The sequence below is a fragment of the Roseovarius gaetbuli genome (assembly GCF_900172365.1).
In the GTDB taxonomy this organism is placed as follows: domain Bacteria; phylum Pseudomonadota; class Alphaproteobacteria; order Rhodobacterales; family Rhodobacteraceae; genus Roseovarius; species Roseovarius gaetbuli.
This window is the reverse complement of the sequence record NZ_FWFJ01000048.1, coordinates 1-23,750: the sequence shown is the minus strand read 5'-3', so window position 1 is coordinate 23,750 and position 23,750 is coordinate 1. Positions and strand designations below refer to the sequence as shown.

General features: G+C 60.7%; 21 protein-coding genes and 1 pseudogene. 9 read left to right on the top strand and 13 right to left on the bottom strand.

Translation table 11 applies throughout. The annotated features are described in order from the left end of the window. The 4 genes from ROG8370_RS17115 to ROG8370_RS17100 form a co-directional block, all read right to left on the bottom strand. On the bottom strand, positions 1-262 hold a 262-nt coding region (locus ROG8370_RS17115), incomplete at its 3' end, for a transposase (RefSeq protein WP_085828383.1). Between the two features lie 575 nt (positions 263-837). Beyond that, a complete protein-coding gene (locus tag ROG8370_RS17110) occupies positions 838-1,452 on the bottom strand; it encodes a dimethylsulfonioproprionate lyase family protein (RefSeq protein ID WP_085828381.1) in 615 nt (204 codons plus the stop codon). Positions 1,453-1,641: 189 nt separating this feature from the next. Further along, on the bottom strand, positions 1,642-4,746 hold the full coding sequence (locus ROG8370_RS17105) for an efflux RND transporter permease subunit (protein ID WP_085828380.1): 3,105 nt from the start codon (positions 4,744-4,746) through the stop codon (positions 1,642-1,644). A 24-nt stretch (positions 4,747-4,770) separates the two neighbouring features. Next, positions 4,771-5,904, bottom strand: a complete 1,134-nt coding sequence (locus tag ROG8370_RS17100; RefSeq protein WP_085828379.1) for an efflux RND transporter periplasmic adaptor subunit — start codon at positions 5,902-5,904, stop codon at positions 4,771-4,773. A gap of 134 nt (positions 5,905-6,038) precedes the next feature. Here ROG8370_RS17100 and ROG8370_RS17095 point away from each other — a divergent pair, with 134 nt between their 5' ends. The 7 genes from ROG8370_RS17095 (at position 6,039) to ROG8370_RS17065 (ending at position 12,830) form a co-directional block, all read left to right on the top strand. After that, the gene (locus ROG8370_RS17095) at positions 6,039-6,707 is read left to right on the top strand and encodes a TetR/AcrR family transcriptional regulator (RefSeq protein ID WP_085828378.1); all 669 of its coding nucleotides are present in this window, start codon (positions 6,039-6,041) and stop codon (positions 6,705-6,707) included. A gap of 184 nt (positions 6,708-6,891) precedes the next feature. Next, the gene (locus ROG8370_RS17090) at positions 6,892-9,771 is read left to right on the top strand and encodes a monovalent cation/H+ antiporter subunit A (protein ID WP_085828377.1); all 2,880 of its coding nucleotides are present in this window, start codon (positions 6,892-6,894) and stop codon (positions 9,769-9,771) included. A 1-nt stretch (position 9,772) separates the two neighbouring features. After that, positions 9,773-10,126 carry a Na+/H+ antiporter subunit C gene (locus tag ROG8370_RS17085; protein WP_085828376.1) on the top strand — a complete coding sequence of 118 codons (354 nt, stop codon included), beginning with the start codon at positions 9,773-9,775 and terminating at the stop codon, positions 10,124-10,126. Next, positions 10,123-11,655: a monovalent cation/H+ antiporter subunit D gene (locus ROG8370_RS17080; protein WP_085828375.1), complete on the top strand. Its 1,533-nt coding sequence runs from the start codon at positions 10,123-10,125 to the stop codon at positions 11,653-11,655. Before ROG8370_RS17085 ends, ROG8370_RS17080 begins: the two co-directional genes overlap by 4 nt. Before the next feature lie 13 nt (positions 11,656-11,668). Further along, a complete protein-coding gene (locus tag ROG8370_RS17075) occupies positions 11,669-12,160 on the top strand; it encodes a Na+/H+ antiporter subunit E (protein WP_085828374.1) in 492 nt (163 codons plus the stop codon). Then, entirely contained in the window at positions 12,157-12,426 is a 270-nt protein-coding gene (locus ROG8370_RS17070; protein ID WP_073200558.1) for a K+/H+ antiporter subunit F, read from the top strand. The genes ROG8370_RS17075 and ROG8370_RS17070 overlap by 4 nt, the downstream gene beginning before the upstream one ends. 11 nt (positions 12,427-12,437) lie before the next feature. After that, a complete protein-coding gene (locus ROG8370_RS17065) occupies positions 12,438-12,830 on the top strand; it encodes a Na+/H+ antiporter subunit G (RefSeq protein ID WP_085828373.1) in 393 nt (130 codons plus the stop codon). On the opposite strand, the gene ROG8370_RS17060 is transcribed toward ROG8370_RS17065, so the two are convergent. From ROG8370_RS17060 to ugpB, 4 genes are read right to left on the bottom strand one after another with little or no spacing between them, the layout of a single operon-like run. Further along, positions 12,827-13,876 (bottom strand): ABC transporter ATP-binding protein, encoded by a 1,050-nt coding sequence (locus tag ROG8370_RS17060; RefSeq protein WP_085828372.1) that lies wholly within the window; start codon positions 13,874-13,876, stop codon positions 12,827-12,829. The two genes, ROG8370_RS17065 and ROG8370_RS17060, sit on opposite strands and share 4 nt — an antisense overlap. A 5-nt stretch (positions 13,877-13,881) precedes the next feature. Further along, positions 13,882-14,718: a sn-glycerol-3-phosphate ABC transporter permease UgpE gene (gene ugpE, locus ROG8370_RS17055; RefSeq protein ID WP_085828382.1), complete on the bottom strand. Its 837-nt coding sequence runs from the start codon at positions 14,716-14,718 to the stop codon at positions 13,882-13,884. Positions 14,719-14,738: 20 nt separating this feature from the next. Further along, complete coding sequence (ugpA, locus tag ROG8370_RS17050; RefSeq protein ID WP_085828371.1) at positions 14,739-15,620, bottom strand: sn-glycerol-3-phosphate ABC transporter permease UgpA; 882 nt, start codon at positions 15,618-15,620, stop codon at positions 14,739-14,741. 55 nt (positions 15,621-15,675) lie between these two features. After that, complete coding sequence (gene ugpB / locus ROG8370_RS17045; RefSeq protein ID WP_085828370.1) at positions 15,676-16,989, bottom strand: sn-glycerol-3-phosphate ABC transporter substrate-binding protein UgpB; 1,314 nt, start codon at positions 16,987-16,989, stop codon at positions 15,676-15,678. A 166-nt stretch (positions 16,990-17,155) separates the two neighbouring features. Here ugpB and ROG8370_RS17040 point away from each other — a divergent pair, with 166 nt between their 5' ends. Further along, positions 17,156-18,058 (top strand): LysR substrate-binding domain-containing protein, encoded by a 903-nt coding sequence (locus ROG8370_RS17040; RefSeq protein WP_085828369.1) that lies wholly within the window; start codon positions 17,156-17,158, stop codon positions 18,056-18,058. 29 nt (positions 18,059-18,087) lie between these two features. On the opposite strand, the gene bhcD is transcribed toward ROG8370_RS17040, so the two are convergent. The 4 genes from bhcD to bhcA form a co-directional block, all read right to left on the bottom strand. Further along, positions 18,088-19,086 carry an iminosuccinate reductase BhcD gene (gene bhcD / locus ROG8370_RS17035; protein ID WP_085828368.1) on the bottom strand — a complete coding sequence of 333 codons (999 nt, stop codon included), beginning with the start codon at positions 19,084-19,086 and terminating at the stop codon, positions 18,088-18,090. Between the two features lie 75 nt (positions 19,087-19,161). Further along, on the bottom strand, positions 19,162-20,325 hold the full coding sequence (bhcC, locus tag ROG8370_RS17030; RefSeq protein ID WP_085828367.1) for a 3-hydroxy-D-aspartate aldolase BhcC: 1,164 nt from the start codon (positions 20,323-20,325) through the stop codon (positions 19,162-19,164). 10 nt (positions 20,326-20,335) lie between these two features. Next, a complete protein-coding gene (bhcB, locus tag ROG8370_RS17025) occupies positions 20,336-21,304 on the bottom strand; it encodes a beta-hydroxyaspartate dehydratase BhcB (protein ID WP_085828366.1) in 969 nt (322 codons plus the stop codon). Positions 21,305-21,317: 13 nt separating this feature from the next. Next, the gene (gene bhcA / locus ROG8370_RS17020) at positions 21,318-22,508 is read right to left on the bottom strand and encodes an L-aspartate--glyoxylate aminotransferase BhcA (protein ID WP_085828365.1); all 1,191 of its coding nucleotides are present in this window, start codon (positions 22,506-22,508) and stop codon (positions 21,318-21,320) included. Positions 22,509-22,711: 203 nt separating this feature from the next. Between bhcA and bhcR the strand changes: the two genes are divergently transcribed. After that, entirely contained in the window at positions 22,712-23,539 is an 828-nt protein-coding gene (bhcR, locus tag ROG8370_RS17015; RefSeq protein WP_085828364.1) for an HTH-type transcriptional regulator BhcR, read from the top strand. On the opposite strand, the pseudogene ROG8370_RS17010 reads toward bhcR, so the two are convergent. Then, a pseudogene (locus ROG8370_RS17010) lies at positions 23,536-23,750 on the bottom strand (IS3 family transposase); the annotation flags it as partial. The gene bhcR and the pseudogene ROG8370_RS17010 sit on opposite strands and share 4 nt — an antisense overlap.

The window sequence follows — 23,750 nt, the reverse complement described above, 5'->3', positions numbered from 1 at the left end:
GTGACAAAAAATCGTTTTCCACCGCGAGCTTGCCGATCTTGGCGTGAAGCTCTTTGATCTCGCCATCCTTGTTCTCAGCCTTCTTGACCTTGTCTGAGAAAACGCCTGCCATGCCTTCAATCGCTTGCCGTTTCCATGTGCTCACCTGCGTCGGATGCAATTGCCGCTTGGCCGCGATCTCCTGCACCGTCTTGTCACCGCGCAGCGCCTCAAGCGCCACAGCAGCTTTAAACTTGTCTGAAAAGTTCCGTCGCTTTGTCATTCTCGTATCCATTCCTGCGCGGTGGATACATCTTAGCACGCTGTCCAAATTTGCCCGACCACTTCAAACGCTAGCTTCAGAACACCTTTCGGGCCTCAGCTCACAGTGCAGCACCCGCCGAAATGGCTTCCTAGCCGCCGATCTCTTCACTCTGCATGGACGTCGGCTTCAGATTTTTTGGGCGGCTCCTCTTTGCCAATGGCTTGAAATGGCATTCCCTGTTCGTTCCAGCCATTTCACTGAAACTGGCACAGAATTTCCCTGTTAATAGGTTTAGGGAATTCTTGTGTAGTGGTCTGTTTTCTCAGTGAAATAATAGTCGGCACAGAAAGAGCGCCCGAGAACCAGCAATTTTACCCTGTATTTTCCCTGTTATCAGGGAATTTGGGCGCAGATTGGATAGCTGGAGACCGTCAGCACAGCCGACTTCCTTGAAAATTGCGGGTGATCGCCCTCAGGGCCTCTCCAGGGCATAGAGTGTTGTATGCTGGAACCCGCTCGGCTTGCGCTCCTGCCATCGCTGGCGGCATTCAGCCAAGCCAATCAGGAGAGGCAGATGATCGGGCGACGGCCCCTCAAACCTGCAACTGCAACGCCTGATCCTCGGTGAAGGCATAGGAATGCGTGTTGATGTCGCCGCTCCACCGCCAGATCGCGAGAAAGCCTTCTGGCCCGGTCCGAAAGGCATGAGGCATCAGGCTGGGGTGGTGGATCATGTCACCCGCCCCCCGCATCCGGACATCATCACCTGCGGTCCAGAGCGCTTGCCCCGCGATTATGGCATAGGTTTCGTCGGCATCGTGAAGATGCAGAGGGTAATAGCTTTCCGGCCGCATATAGACGAGGCCCAGCCTCACATCCGGGGCCGGGATCGGCCCTTCCGGCCCCAAAAGTGTCGCCACGCTAATCATCGCGGCAATACTGCTTTCGGTGTTTCCTTCGACGGGGTTTGATCCCCAAGGGAGCAGATCATGTGCCTTGAGAGCGGCGCGCGCCGCCGGATGGTCACTACTGGCCAAAACGGTGCGAATACCCTGATCCAACACACAAGGTGGCACCGGATCAAAGGCCACGGGCGATGGCGTGACCGTGAGTGTCTTGGCCGTATGCGGGCCCTGGGGGTCGGCCTCGGCCTGATACACCGCCGAGATTGCCTCAAGCAAAGCTGGGAAAAAACCGGTCTGATCCATCGCCCGCACACTCCTGGTGACGGGTAATGGTGTGTCGAATCTCGCGCTTCAATCTGCGAGAAATGCGACCGCCTCAAGTCGCAATCATGCCGTCAGCGGCCTGCCATTGATCTTTCAACGAGCCAGAACCGGTGCCCCGTTGGGTCGAAACGCCGAATGGCGCAGGTGGCGCAGACGGGCATGCAAGCGCTAGTCTGAGCGTTTGCCGCGCCGCACAAGGCGGGTCACGGCCATGAAGAACAGCGGCACAAAGACCACCCCCAGAACCGTCGCGGAAATCGTTCCGCCAAGCACCCCCGAGCCGATGGCGTTGCGCCCGCCAGAGCCGGCGCCGGAACTCAGGACCAGCGGCAGAACCCCAAGCGAGAATGCCATCGACGTCATGATGATCGGGCGGAATCGCTGGCGCGCTGCCTCGACCACCGCGTCGATCACACGCTCGCCCTGATCATAGCGCTCGCGGGCAAATTCGACGATCAGGATTGCGTTCTTGCCGGTCAACCCGATCACCGTCAAAAGGCCGACCTGAAAAAACACCCCGTTGTCGAACCCGCCAAGCCAGGCGCCACTTAGCGCACCAAGCACCCCGATCGGCATGGCAAGCATAACCGCGAAGGGCACGGACCAGCTCTCGTACAGCGCCGCGAGCGACAGGAAAACCGCCGCGAGGGACAGCGCGTAAAGCAACGGCGCCTGGCTTCCTGATTCGCGCTCTTCAAGCGACAGGCCGGTCCAGGCGATGTCATAGCCCGGCCCGAGCTCTGCCACCAAACGCTCCATCTCGGCCATTGCATCGCCGGTCGAGACGCCGGGCGCGGGCGAGCCCTGAATTTGCATCGAGGGAATGCCGTTATAGCGGTAAAGCCCCTGCGCGCCGTAATCCCAACGGCCCTCGGAGAAATTCGAGAACGGCACAAGGCCGCCGCTGGCGTTGCGCACCCGCCATTTGTCGATGTCGGTGGGCGTCGCACGGGCCTCGGCATCGCCTTGCACATAGACCCGTTTGATGCGGCCCTGATCAATGAAATCATTCACGTAGCTTCCGGCCCAGGCGATGCGCAGCAACTCGCCCACAGCCGTCGGGGTAAGACCCATCGCGCCGGCCTCGCGCCAGTCGATATCAAGGTTGAACTGCGCCGCATCCGCAAGCCCGTTGGGCCGCGCCGAGGCAATCACCGCGCTTTGCGAGGCCATGCCCAAAAGCTGATTGCGGGCGCTCAACAGGTCGTCGTGGCTCTGACCGCCGCGCGCCTGAAGGTAAAAGTCAAAGCCCGAGACATTGCCAAGCTCGATCACCGAAGGCGGCACCACCGGAAACACCATCGCATCGCTGATCTGGCTAAACGCGCCAAAGGCCCGCCCCGCAAGCGCTTGCACGCTTTGGCCGGGTGCGGTGCGCTTGTCCCAATCCTTGAGCTGCACAAAGCCAAGACCCATGTTCTGACCGCTGCCCGAAAAACTGAAGCCGACCACGCCAAAGACCGAATTCACCACCTCGGATTCCTGCGTCAGGTAATAATCCTCGACCTGTTTCACGACTTCAAGCGTGCGTTCCGCAGTGGCGCCGGTCGGGGTCTGGATCAGGGTAAAGAGAATGCCCTGATCCTCTTCGGGCAAGAACCCGGTCGGCGTGCGCACGAACATGAACGCCATCAGGACGGCCATGCCAAGATAAAGCACGAAGACCCGCACCGGACGGCGCACCGTCCAGCGTACCGTGCCGGTATAGCCATTGGTCAGCCCCGAAAACCCGGCATTGAACCAGGCAAACGGCCCGCGTTTGGGCGCGTGGCTTTTCGGCTTGAGCAAGGAGGCACAAAGCGCCGGCGTGAGCGTCAGGGCCACCAGAACCGACAGGGCCATGGCCGAGACGATGGTGATCGCAAACTGTTGATAGATAACGCCGGTCGAGCCGGGAAAGAACGCCATCGGCACGAACACCGCCGACAGAACAAGCGCGATCCCGATCAGCGCGCCGCTGATCTGACCCATGGATTTATGCGTCGCCTCGCGCGGCGACAGCCCCTCTTCCCCCATGATGCGCTCGACGTTTTCGACCACCACGATGGCGTCATCCACCAACAGGCCGATCGCCAGCACCATCGCCAGCATGGTCAGCGTGTTGATGGTAAACCCCGCCACAGCCAGCACGCCGAAGGTGCCCAGCAAGACCACCGGCACCGCCAGCGTCGGGATAAGCGTCGCGCGCAGGTTTTGCAGGAACAAAAACATCACCAGAAACACAAGGCCGATCGCCTCGAACAGGGTTTTGACCACTTCCTCGATCGAGATCGTCACGAACGGCGTGGTGTCATAGGGAATGACGTATTTGACGCCCTCGGGAAAGAAACGGGCAAATTCGGCCATCCGCGATTTGATCTCTTGCGCCGTGTCCAGAGCGTTTGATCCCGGCGCCAGCGTGATCGCCATCCCGGCGGCGGGATCGGTGTTGAACCGCGCCGAGGTGGCATAGTTTTCCGCGCCGATTTCAACCCGCGCCACGTCGTCAAGCAGCACAAGCCCACCATCGGTTTCCGCGCGCAAGACGATCTGGCGGAAATCCTGCGGCGTGCTCAGCAGGGATTGCGCGGTGATCGTCGCGTTCAATTGCTGCCCCTCGACCGTGGGGCGCCCCCCGAAAGAGCCCGCCGAAATCTGGGCATTTTGCGCCGATACGGCGGTCACCACATCCGAGGGCGTCAATTCAAACGCCGCAAGCTTGGCCGGATCAAGCCAGATCCGCATGGCGTATTGCCCGCCGAACACATTGACCGAGCCGACGCCCTGAATGCGGCTCAGCTCGTCCACGAGGTTGGACACGAGGTAATCCGACAGATCGACCTGTTCGAGCGAGTTATCGGTCGAGATAAGCCCGATCACCATCAGGAATCCGGCCGAAGATTTCTCGACCGTGATGCCCTGTCGCTGCACGATCTCGGGCAAAAGCGGGCTCGCCTGGCCAAGCTTGTTCTGGACCTGAACCTGCGCGATATCGGCATCTGTGCCGGTCTCGAAAGTCAGCACGATCTCTGCGCTGCCCGACGAGGTCGAGCTTGACGAGAAATAGCGCAAGCCATCAAGGCCGGTCATCTGCTGCTCAATGACCTGGGTGACCGTATTGGCCACCGTATTGGCCGAGGCCCCGGGATAATTCGCCGAAATCGTCACCGAGGGCGGCGCGATCTGCGGGTATTGCGCAACCGGCAAAAGGCGGATCGCCAGAATGCCGACCCCCATCAACAGGATTGAAATGACCCATGCAAAGACGGGGCGATCAATGAAAAAACGTGCCATGCTATGCGACCCTCGGTCTTTGGATTATTCAGAGGGCGCGCTTGCGGTGGCGCGCTCTTGCGGGGCAACGGTTGCCCCCGGCGCGGTTTTCTGAAACCCCGCCACGATGACCTTTTCCCCCGCCTCAAGGCCGCTATCGACAACCCAGTCACTTGCGCGGTCCTGCAGGATGGTGATTTCGCGGGCCTCAATCACGCCGTCGCCATTGACCACCCAGGCCAGCGGACGCCCGCGCCGGTCGCGAATCACGCCCTCTTGCGGAACCAGAAACACGTTCTCAGCCACTTCGACCGGAAGATCGACCTGCACATACATCCCCGGCAGCAAAAGCATATCGGGGTTGGAAAACTGCATCCTTAGGGTGACAACCCCGGTCTGCGGATCGACGTTCGGCTCTGCGGCCTTCAACTGGCCGGTTTCGTCGTAGATCGAGCCATCCGCCAGCTTGAGGCGCACCGTGCCATCGGCCCCGGCAAGGGCGCGCTCGGTCTCGCCACGGCGCCACCGCAACAGATCGGCGGCAGATTGCGTTACGTCCACATAGACCGGGTCGATCCTGCGGATCACCGCCAGCGGCTCGGCCTGGCTGGCGGTCACCAATGCGCCCTGGCTTGTCTGGGACAGACCGATGCGCCCCGAAAGCCGCGCCCGGATCGTGGTGCGCGACAGCTCGATTTCAGATGAATTGAGCTGTGCGCGCGCAAGTTCCAGCCCGGCAGAAGCGGAATCGCGGGTCGCCGTCGCCTCGTCCAAGGCCTGTTCGCTGGCGACATTGCGCGCCTGCAGCTCCTGAAGGCGCTTTGCCTCGCGTTCGGCGGCGCGCAACTGGGCCTCGGCCTGCGTCACGCCTGCGCGGGCCTGTCGCACGCTGGCCTCATAGGTGGCTGTGTCGATCTGATAGAGCGGCGCGTTGACCTCGACATCCGCCCCCTCCTCGAACATCCGCTCGGTGATGATGCCGTTGACCTGCGGGCGCACTTCGGCCTCGGCCGAGGCCGCAACCCGCCCCGGCAAGGTTGAGGTCAGGGTCACCGTCTGTGGCTGAACTGTCACCACGGTGACCGATGTAGGGCCCTGCGATTGCTGCGAGTGCGCCGCCATCGGCGCAAAGGCCATGCTGGCCACCAACGACACGAAAAAGCGCGAAACTGAAGGCATGGTGACCCCTTTCAAGATTAGCTATTGCCGCAAATGCGCTCGGGCATTTATAAAACCACTCAGTACCATAAATATGACGCGTTTTCGAAAGGCAACCCCGACCTTTGAAAAGCGCGCGGATTGGAGCGGTAAAAATGTGCCAGAACCTCGAAAATGCCGACGCAGCGGGCAAATTCAGGCGTGGACGCCCCATCACCCAAACCGCCGAGGCCCGCCGCACCGAGATCTTTGCCGCCCTCGAATCGATTTACAACGACGCGGGACTTGAGGGGGCGACCATGGCCTGTCTTGCCGCGCGGGCAGGCATGTCCAAGCGCACGCTCTACTCGGTTTTCGCCAGCCGCACCGCGCTTTTGCGGGCCTATCTGCACAGGGTTGGCGATGATTTCATCCGCCCGCTTCCCGCCGAAGACCGCAGCCTGCCGATTGCCGCGCGTCTGGAGCGGTTGCTGTCACAGCGCCCGCGCCAACAGGGTTTTGGCCTGCCGCTTGAGGTGCTGCGCCTGATCATCGCGGAAACGCCAACCGCACCAGAGGTCGGGCGCGATCTTGTCGACCGGATTTTTGCGCTCGATCACCGGATCATCAAGGACGAACTTGACCTTGGCGTCGCGCGCGGCGAGACCACAATCGACGACACCGCACAGGCGGCGGCGCTTTTGCTTGATATGGTGCGCCCCTGGCCGCTTGAATCGCTGCTTGATCCGGCGCGCGTGCCGACCTCGAACCATATGGCGACGCGGCGCGCCCTGGCGATCGCGGTGTTTTTGAACGGCATTGGCGCGCGGCCCGAAACGCCCTGAAAGACGGCGCCGAAGGGCCACTTTTGAAAAGCCTTCGAGAAAATCGACCGGATTCGGGTTGTAGCGCCCAAACCCCGCCGTATATTACCAATGATCGACTGAAATAGTCTGAAAATGTGCCCGCCTACGTGGTGCTATGACTGGCCCGGTTGACAGGGATGGACGAAACGGGGGCACGACACATATGGACACCGCCGGGAGCTTTCTGCCGATAATTGCGGCACTGCCGTTTTTGGGGGCTTTGTTTCCGGGGCTGATGATTCAGGCCGGGCGCAACACCTGCGCCGCCTTTACCGCCGCCCCGACGATCCTTGCGCTTGTGCTGCTGTTGCTCTGTGCGCCTGCGGTGATGCATGGCGAGGTGCTTCAGTTTCAGCTCCCCTGGCTGCCCAAGCTTGGCCTGAACGTCAATTTCATGCTCGACGGGCTTGGCCTTTTGTTTGCCGGGCTGATCCTTGGCATCGGCCTTTTGATCATTCTCTACGCGCGGTTCTACCTGTCGCGCGAAGACCCGATGGGTCAGTTTTACACCTATCTCCTGTTGTTCCAAGGCGCGATGGTCGGCATTGTCCTGTCTGATAACATCCTGCTTTTGCTGGTGTTCTGGGAACTAACCTCGCTCTCGTCCTTCCTTTTGATCGGCTATTGGAAGCACCTTCCCGAGGGCCGTCAAGGCGCGCGCATGGCCCTGACCGTGACCGGCACCGGCGGGCTTGCGATGATCGCGGGCATGCTGATCCTTGGCAATATCGTCGGAAGCTATGACCTGAGCGTGATCCTCACCCAGAAAGAGGCCATTCAGGCCGATCCGATGTACCTGCCGGCGCTGTTGCTGATCCTTGCAGGGTGCTTCACCAAGTCAGCGCAGTTCCCGTTTCACTTCTGGCTGCCGCATGCCATGGCCGCACCGACGCCGGTTTCGGCCTATCTGCACTCGGCGACGATGGTTAAGGCGGGGCTGTTTTTGATGGCGCGGATGTGGCCGGTTCTGGCCGGCACGCCCGAGTGGTTTTATATCGTGGCCACGACGGGCCTGATCACCATGCTTATCGGCGCCAAGATCGCCCTATTCAAGGATGACCTCAAGGCGCTTTTGGCGTTCTCAACCGTAAGCCATCTTGGCCTGATCACCATGCTGCTTGGCTTTGGCACCAAGATGGCCGCCGTCGCGGCGGTGTTTCACATCATCAACCACGCCACCTTCAAGGCGGCGCTGTTCATGTCGGCGGGCATTGTCGATCACGAGACCCACACCCGCGACATCAAGCGCCTTGGCGGTTTGCGCCACCTGATGCCGATCACCTTTGTGATCGTCACCTTCGCGGCGCTGTCGATGGCGGGCATTCCGCTTTTGAACGGCTTCCTGTCCAAGGAAATGATGCTTGAAGAGGCCTCGCATACCGTCTGGCAGGGCAATCACTGGATCGTGCCCGCGCTTGCCACTTTGGGCGCGCTGTTCTCGGTGGCCTATTCGTTTCGCTATATCGTGCATGTCTTCTGGGGTCCGGTGCGCGACGATTACCCGTCCAAGCCACATGATCCGGGCTTTGGCATGTGGGCGGCCCCGGCCTTTCTTGTGGTGCTCGTGGTGGCCATCGGCCTTGCGCCGTTCCTTGCAGAGCCGCTTGTGCGCGCCAGCGCGGGTGCGGTGATTGGCGGGGCCTTGCCAGAATTTCACCTGAAGATCTGGCATGGCATCACGCCCGCCTTGTTCATGTCCGGCGCGGCGGTTCTGGGCGGCGCGATCCTTCTGGCGCTGCATGCGCCCATGATGCGGCTTTGGCTGGCGACCCCGCGCCCCGAGGCGAAAACCATGTTTGACGGCCTCACCCGCGCCGCCACCCGCGCAAGCCGCGCCTTCACCAATGGCGTGCACAACGGCGCGCTGACGCGCAATGGCGCGACCTTTACGGTGACGGTTCTGGCCGCCGGATGGCTGGCCTGGGCGGGTGGTGAGACCTTGCCTGCAAGCCGCGAGATGCTGCCGATTGCGGCCCTGCCGGCGATTGGCTGGATGTTGCTGGTCGTGGCGACGATCGGGCTTGTCGCCTTCCATCGCAACCGCTTTCTGGCGCTTGTTCTGATGGGGATTGTCGGGCTGATCGTGTCGCTTGGCTTTGTCTACTTCTCGGCGCCCGATCTTGCGCTGACGCAGATTTCGGTCGAGGTGGTGACCATCATCCTTTTGTTGCTGGCGTTGAACTTCATCCCCCGCACCACCCCGGTTGAAAGCAGCCCCGCGCGGCGGATGCGCGATGCGGCCATTGCAATTGCAGGCGGCGTCGCGGTGACCGGGTTGACCTATGCCATCCTGATCAGCGATTTCGCCTTTGAAAGCATTTCCGCCTTTCACCTCGCAAATTCCTACAAGGGCGGCGGCGGCACCAATGTGGTCAACGTGATCCTCGTCGATTTCCGGGGCTTTGATACCTACGGCGAGATCATCGTTCTCGGCATTGCGGCGCTGGTGATCTTTGCGCTGACCGATACCGTGCTCAAGGGGGCGGGCGGGCGCTGGCTCGCGAATTGGGACCAGAGCAAATACCGCGAGGCCGGTGATCGTCACCCGCTTATGATGGTGGTGGCCACCCGGGTGATGATGCCGATTGCCCTCATGGTCGGCGCGTTTATCTTCCTGCGCGGCCATAACGAGCCGGGCGGCGGGTTCATTGCCGGTCTCATCGTCGCGATTGCGTTTTTGATGCAATACATGGCTTCGGGCTTTGCCTGGGCCGAGTCGCGCCAGCGGGTGACCTATCATGCCACCATCGGTGTCGGCGTTCTGATCGCCAGCCTGACCGGTCTTGGCGCCTGGCTTGCGGGCAAACCGTTCCTGACCAGTGCCTATGGCTATATCACGCTACCGCCGATCGAGAAATTCGAATGGGCCACCGCGATGGCGTTTGACACCGGCGTGTTCCTGACCGTGGTCGGCGCCGTGATGCTGGCGCTTAACAGCCTGTCGAGCATGGCGCGCCGCACTGGCGAGACCGTCAACATCTTCCCGATGGATATCAACCCGGCCCGCGCAGACGCAGACGGCACCGACGAGGGGGGCAAGTAACATGGAAATGCTACTGGCAAGTGCGATTGGCGGGCTAAGCGCGGCGGGCATCTATCTGATGCTGCGGTTGCGCAGCTTTCCGGTGATTATCGGGATTTCACTGCTCAGCTATGCGGTGAACCTGTTCTTGTTCGCCACCGGGCGGCTGGTTGTCAATGCGCCGCCTGTCCTGCGCGACGGGGTGGACACCTATACCGATCCTCTGCCGCAGGCGCTTGTACTGACGGCGATCGTGATCTCGTTCGGGATGACCGCGGTGATCGTGATCATGGCGCTCGGCTCTTACCTGTCGTCGCGCAGCGATACCGTCAATATCACCGCCGACACCCCCGCCGAGCAGGAGGGCGAAGCATGAACCACTGGATCATCGCCCCTGTTGTCCTGCCGGCCGTGATGGCGGCGATCATCACGCTGACACTGCGGTTTCATCCCAGTTTGCAGCGGATCTTTTCGTTGGCGAGCTGTATCGCGCTTTTGATGATTGCGCTTGGCCTGACGGCGGTTGCCGCAACCGGTAGCATCGAGGTTTACGAGCTTGGCAACTGGCCCGCGCCGTTTGGCATCGTGCTGGTGCTGGATCGCCTCTCGGCGCTGATGGTGCTTATCACGGCGGCGCTTGCGCTTGTGGTCCTGCTCTACGCCACCGGCAGCGGCTGGGATCAGCGCGGCAACAATTTTCACGCCCTGTTCCAGTTTCAGCTGATGGGCATTTTCGGGGCCTTCCTGACCGGGGATGCCTTTAACCTCTTCGTGTTCTTCGAAGTGCTGCTGATTGCCTCTTATGGTCTGATGATCCACGGCGGCGGGCGGCGGCGGTTGCGCGCAGGCGTGCAATACGTGATCTACAACCTGCTTGGCTCTACCCTGTTTCTGTTCGCGCTTGGCACGCTTTACGCGGTGACCGGCACGCTTAACATGGCTGATCTGGCCGAGCGGGCGGCCGACATTCCGGTCGGCGACAGCGGGTTGTTGCGGGTCGGCGCGGTGCTTTTGCTGCTGGTCTTTGCCATCAAGGCCGCGCTTTTGCCGCTGCATTTCTGGTTACCGGAAACCTATGCCGAGGCCCCGGCCCCGGTGGCGGCGCTGTTCGCGATCATGACCAAGGTCGGCGCCTATGCGATCCTGCGGATGTACACGCTGGTCTTTGGGCCGGAACTTGGCGCGACGGCGGATATCATCGCGCCGCTGATCCTGTTCGCGGCGCTGGTCACGCTGGCGGTGGGGATGATCGGCATTCTGGGCGCCAAGCGGCTTGGGCGGCTGGCGGCCTTTGCGGCGATTGCCTCGATGGGGACGCTGTTGATTGCGATCTCGGGCTTTCGCCCGGACACCACGGCGGCGGCGATCTATTACATGATCCATTCCACATTCGCCGGCGCGCTGTTGTTTCTGGTGGTTGATCTGGTGCGCGCGCAGCGCGGCGAGGCACGGGGCGCGATCACACCCGCCCCACGCATGGCGCAACACGGGCTGATTGCGACGCTTTTCTTCGCCTCGGCGATTGCAAGCGCCGGGATGCCGCCGCTGTCGGGCTTTATCGGCAAGCTTTTGATCCTCGACGCCACGCGCGACATGCCCGAGGTCTGGCTGATCTGGTCGGTGATCCTTGTCACCTCGCTGATCGGCATCCTTGGCTTTGCCCAGGCCGGCAGCACGGTTTTCTGGAAAACCGAAACGCCCGAGGCGCCGGTTGAAGAGGCCGACACCGCGCCCGTTGCGGCCCCGCGCCCCCCGGCCCTGCCGCTGGTGGCAAGCTTTACCCTGCTGGCGGGGATCATCGCCCTGTCGGTCTTTGCAGGCCCGGTGACCGGCTTTGTCGAGGCCACGGCGGATCAGATTCACACCCCGAGCGGCTATATCGACGCCGTTCTCGGCCAACGCTGACGGAGGGCGAACGATGCTGCGCAAGATCCTGCCCCATCCCCTGCTGACCCTGACGCTTATCGTGGTCTGGCAGATGCTGGTGAACAAGCTGACGCTTGGCAACCTTCTGTTGGGGGCGATCCTCGGGTTGATCATTCCGGTCATCACCTCGCCCTATTGGCCCAACCGGCCACGCCTTAGAAGCGTGCCGCGTATCATCAGCTATGTGCTATTGGTGATCTGGGACATCATAGTCGCCAATTTTCAAGTGGCCTATATCGTCCTGTTCAAGGCCAACGCCAATATCAAACCCGCCTGGATCAGCATCCCGCTTGACCTTCGCACCCCCGAGGCGATCACCGTGCTGGCGGGCACCATCACCCTGACCCCCGGTACCGTCTCAAGCGATCTCTCGGCCGATGGCCGGAGCCTGTTGGTGCATTGCCTTGATGCGCCCGACCCGGATTCGGTGCGCGACGATATCAAGAACCGCTATGAACGCCGTCTGAAGGAGATTTTCGAATGATCGAATATGCCCTCCTGTTTGCCTTTTCCTGTTATGGGCTGGCCCTGTTGATGAACATCTATCGCATCATCCAGTCCCCCGGCCCCGGCGACCGCATCCTTGCGCTTGATACATTGGTGATCAACGCCATCGCGCTTTTGGCGCTGTTTGGCATCCTCGAAGGTACGACCGTCTATTTCGAGGCCTCGATGATCATCGCCATGACCGGCTTTATTTCAACCGTGTCCTTCACGCGCTTCATGCTGCGTGGCGACATTATCGAATAAGGGGCAGAGGAATGATGATAGAAATTCTGGTTTCGGCCTGTCTGGTGATCAGCGGCATTTTCGGGCTGGTCGGCTCTTTCGGGCTTCTCAAGCTGCCCGATCCGATGATGCGCCTGCATGCGCCGACCAAGGCCACCACCCTTGGGGTCGGTGGCGCGCTTGTGGCCTCGATGCTCTATATGCATTTCATCAACGGGAACTTTTCGTTTCACGAGCTGATGATTACGCTGTTTTTGTTCCTGACCGCGCCAGTCACCGGCAATTTTATCGCCAAGACCCATCTGCACCTGAACCATAAGGCCAGCGATCTGCCGCCCACCAGCACTGACCGGCCCTGGGCCACCTATGAAAGCGATGCAATGCGTGAAAAGATCGAGGCCGAAGAGGACGCATCCGCGACCTAACCAAGCCGCCGCCCGGTCTCTGCATCAAAGAGGTGCATGTTGCGCGCCTCTATCGTGAGGCGCAGCGCCCCCTCGCCCGACATCACCCGATGAACGCCCGGCAAGCTTGCGGTAAAGCCCGTGCCCGTGGCCAGCTTGCCATGCAAAAGCGTGTTGGCGCCAAGTGGTTCGGCCAGCAAGACCTGCATTTCAATCGGGCCCTCGGGATCGGGCACAAGATGCTCGGGGCGCAGCCCGAGCATCACCGGCCCCTCAACCCCCGTCGGGTTGGGAAGTACCATCCCACCCAGATAAAACGCGCCGTCGCGCCCCTCGGCCTTGATCACGTTCATCGAGGGGCTGCCGATGAACTGTGCCGCGAACAACGTTTCGGGGCGCTCGTAGACATCCAGAGGCGTGCCGATCTGTTCGGTGACACCCGCATTCATCACGATCATCCGGTCGGCCATGGTCATCGCCTCGACCTGATCATGGGTCACGTAAAGCGAGGTGATGCCCAGCTTTGATTGCAACTCTCTGATCTCAAGGCGCATCTGCACGCGCAGCTTGGCATCAAGGTTCGAGAGCGGCTCGTCAAACAGGAACACCGAGGGCTCGCGCACGATGGCGCGGCCCATAGCGACACGCTGACGCTGACCGCCCGAAAGCTGTTTCGGCTTGCGATCAAGCAGGTCGGTCAGCTGTAACAACTTGGCGGCCTCGGCGACCTTGGCGGCAATCTCGGGCTTGGGCAGGCCCGCGATTTTAAGGCCGTAACCCATGTTCTGCGCCACGCTCATATGCGGGTAGAGCGCGTAATTCTGAAACACCATGGCGATGTCGCGATCCATCGGCTCGCGGTCATTGGCGCGCACACCATTAATGCGCAATTCGCCTTCGGTGATCGTCTCAAGCCCGGCAACCATGCGCAAAAGCGTGGACTTGCCACAACCCGAGGGGCCGACAATGACAATGAATTCACCGTCCTGCACGCTCAGGCTCACGCCTTTGATCACCTCGGTCGTGCCAAAGCGTTTCTTGATGTTGTCGAGGTCTACAGTTGCCATCTTGTCTATTTCTCGCTGTCCACTAGTCCGCGGATAAAGAGTTTCTGCATCGAAATCACCACCACCACCGGCGGCACCATCGCAAGGATCGAGGTGGCCATGATCACCGGCCAATCGGCCACATCATCGCCACTCGGGAACATCTGCTTGATGCCCATCACGATGGTGTTCATCGACGGATCGGTGGTGATCAGAAGCGGCCAGAGGTATTGGTTCCAGCCATAGATGAACAGGATCACGAAGAGCGCCGCGATATTGGTCCGGCTCATCGGCAAGAGGATATCCCAGAAAAACCGCATCGGGCGCGCGCCATCGACCCGCGCCGCCTCGGCCAGTTCATCGGGGATTGTCAGAAAGAACTGACGAAACAGAAAGGTCGCCGTTGCCGAGGCAATCAGCGGAAAGATCAGGCCGGAATAGCTGTTGAGCATGCCAAAGCCCGCGATCACCTCATAGGTCGGCACGATCCGCACTTCGACCGGAAGCATCAGCGTCAGAAAGATCAGCCAGAAGAAGATATTGCGCCCCGGAAAGCGGAAATAGACGATGGCGAAGGCCGACAAAAGCGAGATGACGATCTTGCCCACCGCGATCCCGATGGCCATCACCATCGAATTGGCCAGCATGGTCAGCACCGGCACATTCACACCCGAAAACAAAGCGGCGGTATAGTTTTCGATGAACCTGTCACCGGGCCAGAGCGGCATCGGCGGATGCACGATCTCGGGCTGGGTCACGGTCGAGGCGACAAAGGCAAGCCAGATCGGAAAGAAGATCACCAGCACCCCAATGATCATCAACAGATGCGTCAGCCAGAGGCCCATGCCGCGCCGCTCGACCATGCCTGTGACCTCGCGCGCCATCAATAATGCACCCGTTTCTCGACAAATTTGAACTGCACCACGGTCAAGAGCCCGACAACCACCAGCAAGATCACCGATTGCGCGGCGGATGAGCCGAGATCCTGACCGACAAAACCATCAGAAAACACCTTGTAGACAAGGATCGTCGTGGCCTGTTGCGGCCCGCCGCTGGTGATGGTGTGGATGACGCCGAAGGTTTCGAAAAACGCATAGACGACGTTGACCACCAGGAGGAAAAATGTGGTCGGCGACAACAGCGGCAAGACGATGGTAAAGAACCGCCGCCAGAACCGCGCGCCGTCAATCGCCGCCGCCTCGATGATCGAACGCGGCACCGCCTGAAGTGCTGCAAAGAAGAACAGAAAGTTATAGCTGATCCGCCCCCAGCTTGAGGCGACGACGACCAATCCCATCGCCTCGCCCTCGTTCAAGACGTGGTTCCAGTCATAGCCCAACTGCCCCAGATACCAGGCCACAACGCCGACGCGGGTGTTGAACATGAACAGCCAAAGCACCCCCGCCACCGCCGGCGCCACCGCATAGGGCCAAATCAAAAGCGTGCGATAGACCCCGGCGGATTTCACCAAGCGATCCGCCAGCACCGCCAGAAACAGCGCCGGCACCATCGCGGTCAGCGTCACCAGCGTCGAAAAGATCGCCGTGGTGACAAAGGCGCTTCGGTAATAGGGATCGCCCAGGAGGTATTCGAAATTACCAAGCCCGACAAAGCGTGATGACAAGCCGAACGGGTCGGGAATGAACAGCGATTGCCACACCGCCTGCCCCGCCGGGTAAAAGAAAAACACCGCCGAGATCACCACTTGGGGCGCAATCAGGCAGAGCGGCAAAAGCCAGCCTTTGAAGGTGACGCGTTTTTCCATGATCTGCCCCTTGGATCAAACGGGCCGGGGCATTGCCCGGCCCGGTCACACCCGCTTAGCGATTGGCCTGTTCAAACCGGCGCAGCAATTGGTTGCCACGGGTCGCCGCGCTATCAAGCGCCGCCTGCGCGTCCTTGTCGCCGGACCAGACCGCCTCCAGCTCTTCGTCGATGATGCCGCGAATCTGGTCGAAAGACCCAAGGCGAAGCCCCTTGGAATTCGCCGTCGGCTGTTTCGCGGTCATCTGGATCACCGCCACATCGGTGCCGGGATTGGCCTCGTAAAACCCGTCGGCACGGGTCTTTTCGCCAGCCGCGATGGTGATCGGCAAATAACCAGTATCCTGATGCCATTTCGCCTGGATATCGACTGACGACAGGAAGTTCAAAAACGCCGCAGCGGCCTTGTATTCCTCGGCCTCATGCCCTTCCATCACCCAGAGAGAGGCCCCGCCGATGATGGTGTTTTGCGGCGCACCCGCAACCCCGTCCCAATAGGGCAAGGGGCGCACGTCAAAGTCAAACTGCGCCTCGGCCTTGATCCCGGCATATCCCGCAGAGCTCTCGGTGAAGAGCGCGCATTCCCCGGCGCGGAAATTGGCGCCGCCCTCGTTGCGCCGCCCGGCATAGATGAATTTGCCCTCGTTGGCCCATTCGCCCATCTGTGCGATATGCTGCACCTGAAGCGGGCCGTTGAGGGCCAGCTCGGTATCAAGCCCGGCAAACCCGTTATCCTTGGTCGCAAACGGCACGTCATGATAGGCCGAGAGGTTTTCAAGGTGGATCCAGCTCTGCCAAGCGGTGGTCAGCGGGCAATTGTGGCCAGACTCCTTGAGCTTGTCGAGAGTCGCATCCACGTTTTGCCAGGTCGATAGATCGGTATCGGGGTCGATCCCCGCCCCCTCTAGCGCGTTGCGGTTGACCCAGAGAACCGGCGTCGACGAGTTGAACGGCAGCGAGAGCATTTGCCCGTCGGTCGAGGTGTAATAGCCTTTGACCGAGCCGATATAGGCATCCGAGTCAAAGTCGGCACCGGCATCGGCCATCACCTCGTAAACCGGCTTGATCGCGCCCTTGGCGGACATCATCGTGGCGGTGCCAACCTCGAAGACCATCAGGATCTGCGGCTGTTCGCCCGCCCGGAACGCGGCGATGCCGGCGTTCAGGGTTTCCGAGTAGTTACCCTTGTGGGTGGCCGTCACGTGATAGTCGCTCTGGCCGCTGTTGAATGTTTCGACCTGCGCCGCCACCAACTCGCCAAGGCGGCCGGTAAAGGCGTGCCAGAATTGAATGTCGGTTTGCGCCGTGGCCGCCATCGGCGACAGCATCGTGGTTCCGGCGAGCAATGCGCCAAAGGCAGTCTTATGCATGTCTTCCTCCCAGGTGACAGGGCGGACCGCGCTGAGCCGTCCACCGCGATGTTCGAACAGGGCACACGCTACACGGAAACCCGCATAACGCAATGCTACTATTCTTTGCCTATTTATAATATCACATTATTGTCATATACTGGTCAGACTCAGGAAAGCCCCGACAATGTCCACCCGCCTGCGTCTGCGACAGCTGGAAGCGCTTGAATGCGTTGCCGAAACCGGGTCGATGACCCGCGCCGCAGAGGTCTTGGGTATCTCGCAACCCGCCGTCAGCCGCCTTTTGTCCGATCTGGCCAGCGAGGTCGGCTTTCAGCTTTTTGACCGGCGCGACGGGCGTCTTGTCCCGACGCAAGAGGCGCGCTTTCTGCTGCCGGATATTCACCGCCTGTTGGAAATGCTCGATCACATCGGCGAGGTCAGCCGTAATCTCACCGTCCGAAAGGCGGGGCATCTTCGTATTGCCTGTCTGCCGGGATTTGCCACAAGCCACCTGCCCGAGGTCTTAGCGCACTTCCTGTCGGACCGCCCCGGCGTCACCGCCACGATAGAGCCTGACCGCCCCGAACGCATTCTGGAATGGATCGTCGGCGAGCAATACGACTTTGCCATCACCGACAATTTTGACGCTCACCCGGCGGTCACCAGCCAGACCATCAAAATACGCTCGGTTTGCATCATGCCCGAAGATCATCCGCTTGCGGCGCGCGACGTGATCACCCCCGCCGATCTTGCCGACGAAAAGATCATCCACACGCGGCGCGACTCGGGCTTTTACCGAGAGCTGAACGAGGCGTTCCTGTCCAACGGGGTCGAGATGACGTCGATCGTCGAGGCACGTCAGTTCACCGCCGCCTGCGAATTGGTCCTGCGCCGGGTCGGCCTGTCGGTCATAAGCGAGCTGGATGCGGCCGGTTATGTGGGACGCGGTCTGGCGTTTCGAACCTTTGCGCCCAGTGTTCCGCACCGTCTTGCGCTTGTGCGCCCGGTGAACAAACATCCTTCGATGATCACGCTGGAATTCATGGAAATCTTCCGCGATAGCCTGCGCGCGTTCGAACAGGCCTAGGGGCGGCGCACCGCCCCCGGCCTTGATCTTTAAAGGGCGACGGGTGTGACCAGCCCCTGTTCGCGCGCAAGCCGTGCCGCGACCGAGGCCACAGCCAGATCCTGAAGACCGACGCCGGTGCCGTCAAAAAGCGTGATCTCGTCGGCGCTGCTGCGGCCCGGATGGGTGCCATTGATCACCTCGCCAATCGCCGTCAGGTCGCCCTCGCCGATCAGCCCGCTGGCAATCGCATGCTGGGCCTCGCCGATGGTGATGGATTGCGCGATCTCATCGGCAAAGACCGTGGCGGATTTCAACAGCGCCGGGTCGACCTCTTGCTTGCCCTTGGTATCGGTGCCCATACAGGCGATATGCGTGCCCGGCTTGATCCAATCGGCCATGATCAGCGGCTCGAAGGCGCTGGTGATGGTGATGATCACATCGGCCTGCGCCCCCAGTTCCTCGGGCGTGACCGCCTCGAAGGCAAGGCCAAGCTCTTCGGCCACCGCCGCCAGACGCGGCAGCATGTCGGGATGCGGGTTCCAGGCGACGACCTTGTCAAAATCACGCTGCTCGGCGGCGGCGCGGAGCTGAAACGTCGATTGATGACCAGCACCGACCATGCCAAGCACCTTTGCATCCTTGCGCGCCAGATGGGCGATCGACACCGCAGACGAGGCCGCCGTGCGCAGCGCCGTTAGGTAATTGCCGCCAACAAGCGCCGTCAACCGCCCGGTATCGGGGTCAAACAGGCAAACCGTCGATTGGTGATTGGTCAGACCCTTGGCCATGTTGCCCGGCCAATAGCCACCCGCCTTGACGCCAAGAACCATGCCCGCGCGATCAAAGCCCGACTTAAAGCCATAAAGCGCATCGGCATGGCCAATCGCCTCGCGGACCACCGGAAAGTTATAGGCATCACCGCGCGCCATCGCGCCGAACACGGCCTCGACGGCCGAAAAGGCATCGGGGCGGCGAATGACCTGTTCGCAAATCTCTTCGCTGACAATCAGCAGCCCGTCATCGGTATTGGCGCTCATCTGGTTCATCTCCAACAGTCTTCAGGTTTGAAAGAGGCGGCCCACACCAAGCGGGCCGCCCTGTTTTTGTTCGTTCCGAAGGTCTTAGTACGCCTTGCCGCGCGCCGAGACCGGCCAGAGGGTTTCGACCTTGCCATTCCGCACACCGACATACCAATCATGCACGTTGCAGGTCGGATCGCAGTGACCCGGCACCAGCTTGAGCTTGTCGTTGACCTTGAGCACGCCCTTGGGGTCGGCGACAACGCCATGCTCGTCCGAGCATTTGACGTATTCCACGTCCGTGCGGCCATAGATCGTCGGCAGGCCACTATCGACCGATTGCGCCTTGAGACCGGCATCGACAATCGCCTTGTCAGCCTTGGCGTGGCTCATGACAGAGGTCAGGATAAACAGCGCGTTTTCCCACTCGCCCTGGTCAATGCGCTTGCCGTCCTTGTCGAGGATACGACCGTAATCGGCATCCATGAAGGCGTAAGAGCCGCACTGAAGTTCGTTGAACACGCCCGAAGCCGATTCAAAGTAATAAGACCCGGTACCGCCGCCGCCGACGATATCGCTTTCGATACCTTCGGCCTTGAGAAGGTCAAGCGTATCAGACACTTGCTGAATGGCGATATCGGTCTTGGCCTTGCGATCCTCATAGCTGTCCATGTGCTGCATCGCGCCCTGATAGGCCTGAATGCCGGCATATTTCAGGCCCGGCGCGGCCTCGATCGCCTTGGCAAGATCGACCACGGGCTGACCGAATTGAACGCCGCAGCGCCCGGCACCTACGTCGATTTCGACAAGGCATTCGATCTGCGTGCCATGCTTTTGCGCGGCGGCCGAAAGATCGGCGACGTTGTCGATATCATCGACGCAACAGATCGTGCGCGCGCCAAGTTTCGGCATGCGGGCAAGACGGTCGATCTTTTCGGGCTGCGTCACCTGGTTGGAAACCAACACATCCTTGATGCCGCCACGGGCGAACACCTCGGCCTCGGAGACCTTCTGACAGCAGACACCGCACGACCCGCCAAGGCGCTCTTGCAACAGGGCCACATCGACCGATTTGTGCATCTTGCCATGAACCCGGTGACGCATGCCGTGGGATTTGGCGAAATCGCCCATTTTCTTGATGTTGCGCTCAAGCGCGTCCAGATCCAGCACAAGGCAGGGCGTCTGGATATCGGCCTCGTCCATGCCCGGCAGGGCGGGCACGTCAAAGCCGACTTCGAGATCGTCAAATGTTACAGGCTTGTTCATTTCGGTATCCTCACTTGATCCAGGGAAGCGTGTCGAGATCGACATTGCCACCGGTGATAATCACGCCGACGCGTTTGCCGACAAAGGTCTCGCGGTTCTTCAGGATCGTGGCCAGCGGCACGGCGCAGCTTGCCTCGATCACGATCTTCATGCGCTGCCAGGTCAGCTTCATCGCGTCGATGATTTCCTGCTCGCTGGCGGTCAGGATATCGGTCACGTTATGCGACACGAAATGCCAGGTGTTCTCCTTCAGCGGCACCTTGAGGCCATCCGCCACCGTCACCGGCGCATCATCGGCGATGATGTGACCGGCCTTGAAGCTGCGATAGGCGTCATCGGCCTGTTCCGGCTCTGCGGCGTAAATCTTGACGCCCGGCGCAAGATTGCTGAGCGTCAGGCAGGTGCCCGACACCATGCCACCGCCGCCAATCGGCGCGATCACGGCGTCAAGCCCCTCGGTCTGTTCCAGAAGTTCCGCCGAACAGGTTGCCTGCCCCGCGATCACCCGCACATCGTTATAGGGATGCACGAATTCGGCGCCGGTTTCGGCCTGAACTCGGGCAAATACCTCTTCGCGGCTTGTGGTCGAAGGCTCGCATTCGGTGATGATACCGCCATAGCCACGCACGGCGGCCTTTTTCGCCTCGGGGGCTGTGCGGGGCATGACCACATGACACGGAATACCACGACGCCCGGCGGCATAACTCAGGCTGAGCGCGTGATTGCCGGAACTGTGGGTCGCAACGCCGCGCTTGGCCATCTCGTCACTCAGGCCAAAGACCGCGTTTGATGCGCCGCGCACCTTGAACGCCCCGGCCTTTTGAAAGTTCTCGCATTTAAAGAACAGCTCTGCCCCGGTCAGATCATTGAGATATGACGAGGTCAGAACCGGCGTGCGGTGAATATAGGGCGCGATGCGTTCGCGCGCCGCCAGCATGTCGTCAATCGTAAGCTGGCTGGCCGTTTTGATATCAAGCATTCCTGTCTCTCCTTCAGGCGGCTTTGGCCAGGGCGGGTTTGGTGGTGGCGCGGAAATATTCCTGCGCGGCCACAACCCCGCTGCCCAGCTTGATGGGATAATTCAGATCGGCCATCGCCATTTCGATCGTGGCAAGACCCGACAGAACCATCGTATCGGTCAGACTGCCAAGATGTCCAATCCGGAATGCCCGGCCGTCCATCTCGCCCATGCCGATGCCAAAGCTGACGCCATAGGTGGCAAAAACATGCTCGATCAACGCGTTGCTGTCAAAGCCCTCGGGCACGAACACCGCGCTGACAGTATCGGAGTAAAGATCAGGGCTTTGCGCCACAAGCTTGAGACCCCAGGCGTCAACCGCGCGGCGCACACCCTCTGCCAGACGGTGATGGCGGGCATAGACATTATCAAGCCCTTCCTCGAACAGCATCTTGAGGCTTTCAGCCATGCCGTAGATCAACTGCAACGGTGGGGTATAGGGATATCCGCCCGCCGCATTGGCGCCCATCATGTCGCGAAAGTCAAAGAAGGTGCGCGGCAGCTTGGCGGTCTCCATCGCGGCAATCGCCTTGGGGCTGACCGCAAGGATCGCCATGCCAGTCGCCAGCATGAAGCCCTTTTGCGAGCCGGACACGGCGATATCAACGCCCCAGTCATCCATCCGGAAGTCCATCGAGCCAAGCGAGCTGACGCAATCGACGAACATCATCGCCGGGTGGTTGGCGGTGTTCATCGCACGGCGGACGGCGGCGACATCGGACTTCACCCCGGTTGCGGTCTCATTATGCGTGACCAGAACCGCCTTGATGGTGTGATCGGTATCAGCGCTCAGCGCCTCTTGAAACTTGTCCGCAGGCGCACCGCTGCCCCAGGGGCATTCGATGATCTGCACGTCAAGACCGTGCCGCTGGCACATATCAATCCAGCGGTGGCTGAACATGCCATAACGGGCCACAAGAACCTTGTCGCCGGGGCTAAGAGTGTTGGAAATCGCCGCCTCCCAGCCGCCGGTGCCGCTGGCGGGGAAGGTGATGATGGTGCCATTGGCCGTTCCGAAGACCGTTTTACAGCCCTCAAGAACCGGGGTCAGTGTTTCAACAAACGCGGGCGAGCGGTGGTCCTGGGTCTGAACCTGCATCGCGCGACGCAGCCGGTCTGGCATGTTGGTGGGGCCCGGAATAAAGACGGGATTTTGATCTGACATAGCCGTGATCCTTTTTGGTTATGCCTAGATACTGCCGGAGGAATCGATTCCATGCAATTTTCTTGAAAGCATTTTTCATTATTATTATTAAATACCCAATATATTGTTTTTGCGTTATTTTTCTTTTTCCAAATTTGCCCTATTATTATTATTGAAAATAATTTTTAATTGCATGCAAATGTCCACCGAAAGGAAACTGCGCCGTGACACCCCCCAAACGCGCCCGTGGCCGCCCGAAATCCCAGTTCAGCGAAAGTACGGCCGGGACCATGCAATCGCTTGATCGCGCGCTGAGCGTTCTGGTGGCCGTTGCGCGCGAGGATCGCGCGACACTGACCGACCTGTCGCTCGCGCTTGGCATCCCGACCGCCACCACGCACCGCATCCTGACCACCCTGCAAAAGCGCCACTTCGTGCGTTTTGACGACGAGCGTCAGGATTGGAGCATCGGCATCGAGGCCTATCGCACCGGGGTTGCCTTTCTAAAGCGCACGAACCTGTCGGATGTCGGACGCCCGGTCATGCGCCGCCTGATGGAGCAGACCGGCGAGACCGCCAACCTTGCGGTGCGCGACGGCGCCGAGGTGGTATTCATCGGCCAGGTTGAGACGCAAAACCCGATCCGCGCCTTCTTTCCGCCCGGCTCGCGCACCCCGATGCATGCCTCTGGCACCGGCAAGGCGATCTTGGCCGCCCTGCCCGAGGACCGGCTTTTGACCCTGCTCAAGGGCGCTGGCCTGAAAGAATTCACCGAGCACACCCGTGTCACGCCCAAGGCGCTGTTTGCCGATCTGGAACAAACCCGCGCGCGCGGCTGGTCGTTTGATCGAAACGAGCGTTATGACGGCATGTCCTGCATCGGCAGCGCGATCTTTAATGACCGGGGCGAGCCTTGCGCCGGGGTGTCGATCTCTGGCCCCAGCAGCCGCTTTTCCGACGCCCAGATCGCCGAGTTTGGCGCAGCAGTGGCGCAAGCGGCGGCAGAGATCACCCACCTGATCGCCGGGCAATCGTTTGAGGAGAAAGCCTAGGTGTTCAGTCCCGGCATCTGGTGGATCGGATTTAAGATGAATCTGTCTGGCTCAGATGTCCAGATCTTGCAGATGTATTCGTAAGGCGTGAGCCCGCTGAGGGTCTTGAGTCTGCGTGCGAAGTTGTAGGCTGCCATGAAGTCCGCCAGGTGGGTGCGGAGCTGATTGTGGTCGTCGTAGTGGAAACGTTTCACGGTCGCGTCCTTGATCG

Bases quoted from the DNA above. Each gene is read 5' to 3' on its own strand.
- ROG8370_RS17110 (WP_085828381.1), bottom strand. From the start codon at position 1,452: ATGGATCAGACCGGTTTTTTCCCAGCTTTGCTTGAGGCAATCTCGGCG.
- ROG8370_RS17105 (WP_085828380.1), bottom strand. From the start codon at position 4,746: ATGGCACGTTTTTTCATTGATCGCCCCGTCTTTGCATGGGTCATTTCA.
- ROG8370_RS17100 (WP_085828379.1), bottom strand. From the start codon at position 5,904: ATGCCTTCAGTTTCGCGCTTTTTCGTGTCGTTGGTGGCCAGCATGGCC.
- ROG8370_RS17095 (WP_085828378.1), top strand. From the start codon at position 6,039: ATGTGCCAGAACCTCGAAAATGCCGACGCAGCGGGCAAATTCAGGCGT.
- ROG8370_RS17090 (WP_085828377.1), top strand. From the start codon at position 6,892: ATGGACACCGCCGGGAGCTTTCTGCCGATAATTGCGGCACTGCCGTTT.
- ROG8370_RS17085 (WP_085828376.1), top strand. From the start codon at position 9,773: ATGGAAATGCTACTGGCAAGTGCGATTGGCGGGCTAAGCGCGGCGGGC.
- ROG8370_RS17080 (WP_085828375.1), top strand. From the start codon at position 10,123: ATGAACCACTGGATCATCGCCCCTGTTGTCCTGCCGGCCGTGATGGCG.
- ROG8370_RS17075 (WP_085828374.1), top strand. From the start codon at position 11,669: ATGCTGCGCAAGATCCTGCCCCATCCCCTGCTGACCCTGACGCTTATC.
- ROG8370_RS17070 (WP_073200558.1), top strand. From the start codon at position 12,157: ATGATCGAATATGCCCTCCTGTTTGCCTTTTCCTGTTATGGGCTGGCC.
- ROG8370_RS17065 (WP_085828373.1), top strand. From the start codon at position 12,438: ATGATGATAGAAATTCTGGTTTCGGCCTGTCTGGTGATCAGCGGCATT.
- ROG8370_RS17060 (WP_085828372.1), bottom strand. From the start codon at position 13,876: ATGGCAACTGTAGACCTCGACAACATCAAGAAACGCTTTGGCACGACC.
- ugpE (WP_085828382.1), bottom strand. From the start codon at position 14,718: ATGGTCGAGCGGCGCGGCATGGGCCTCTGGCTGACGCATCTGTTGATG.
- ugpA (WP_085828371.1), bottom strand. From the start codon at position 15,620: ATGGAAAAACGCGTCACCTTCAAAGGCTGGCTTTTGCCGCTCTGCCTG.
- ugpB (WP_085828370.1), bottom strand. From the start codon at position 16,989: ATGCATAAGACTGCCTTTGGCGCATTGCTCGCCGGAACCACGATGCTG.
- ROG8370_RS17040 (WP_085828369.1), top strand. From the start codon at position 17,156: ATGTCCACCCGCCTGCGTCTGCGACAGCTGGAAGCGCTTGAATGCGTT.
- bhcD (WP_085828368.1), bottom strand. From the start codon at position 19,086: ATGAACCAGATGAGCGCCAATACCGATGACGGGCTGCTGATTGTCAGC.
- bhcC (WP_085828367.1), bottom strand. From the start codon at position 20,325: ATGAACAAGCCTGTAACATTTGACGATCTCGAAGTCGGCTTTGACGTG.
- bhcB (WP_085828366.1), bottom strand. From the start codon at position 21,304: ATGCTTGATATCAAAACGGCCAGCCAGCTTACGATTGACGACATGCTG.
- bhcA (WP_085828365.1), bottom strand. From the start codon at position 22,508: ATGTCAGATCAAAATCCCGTCTTTATTCCGGGCCCCACCAACATGCCA.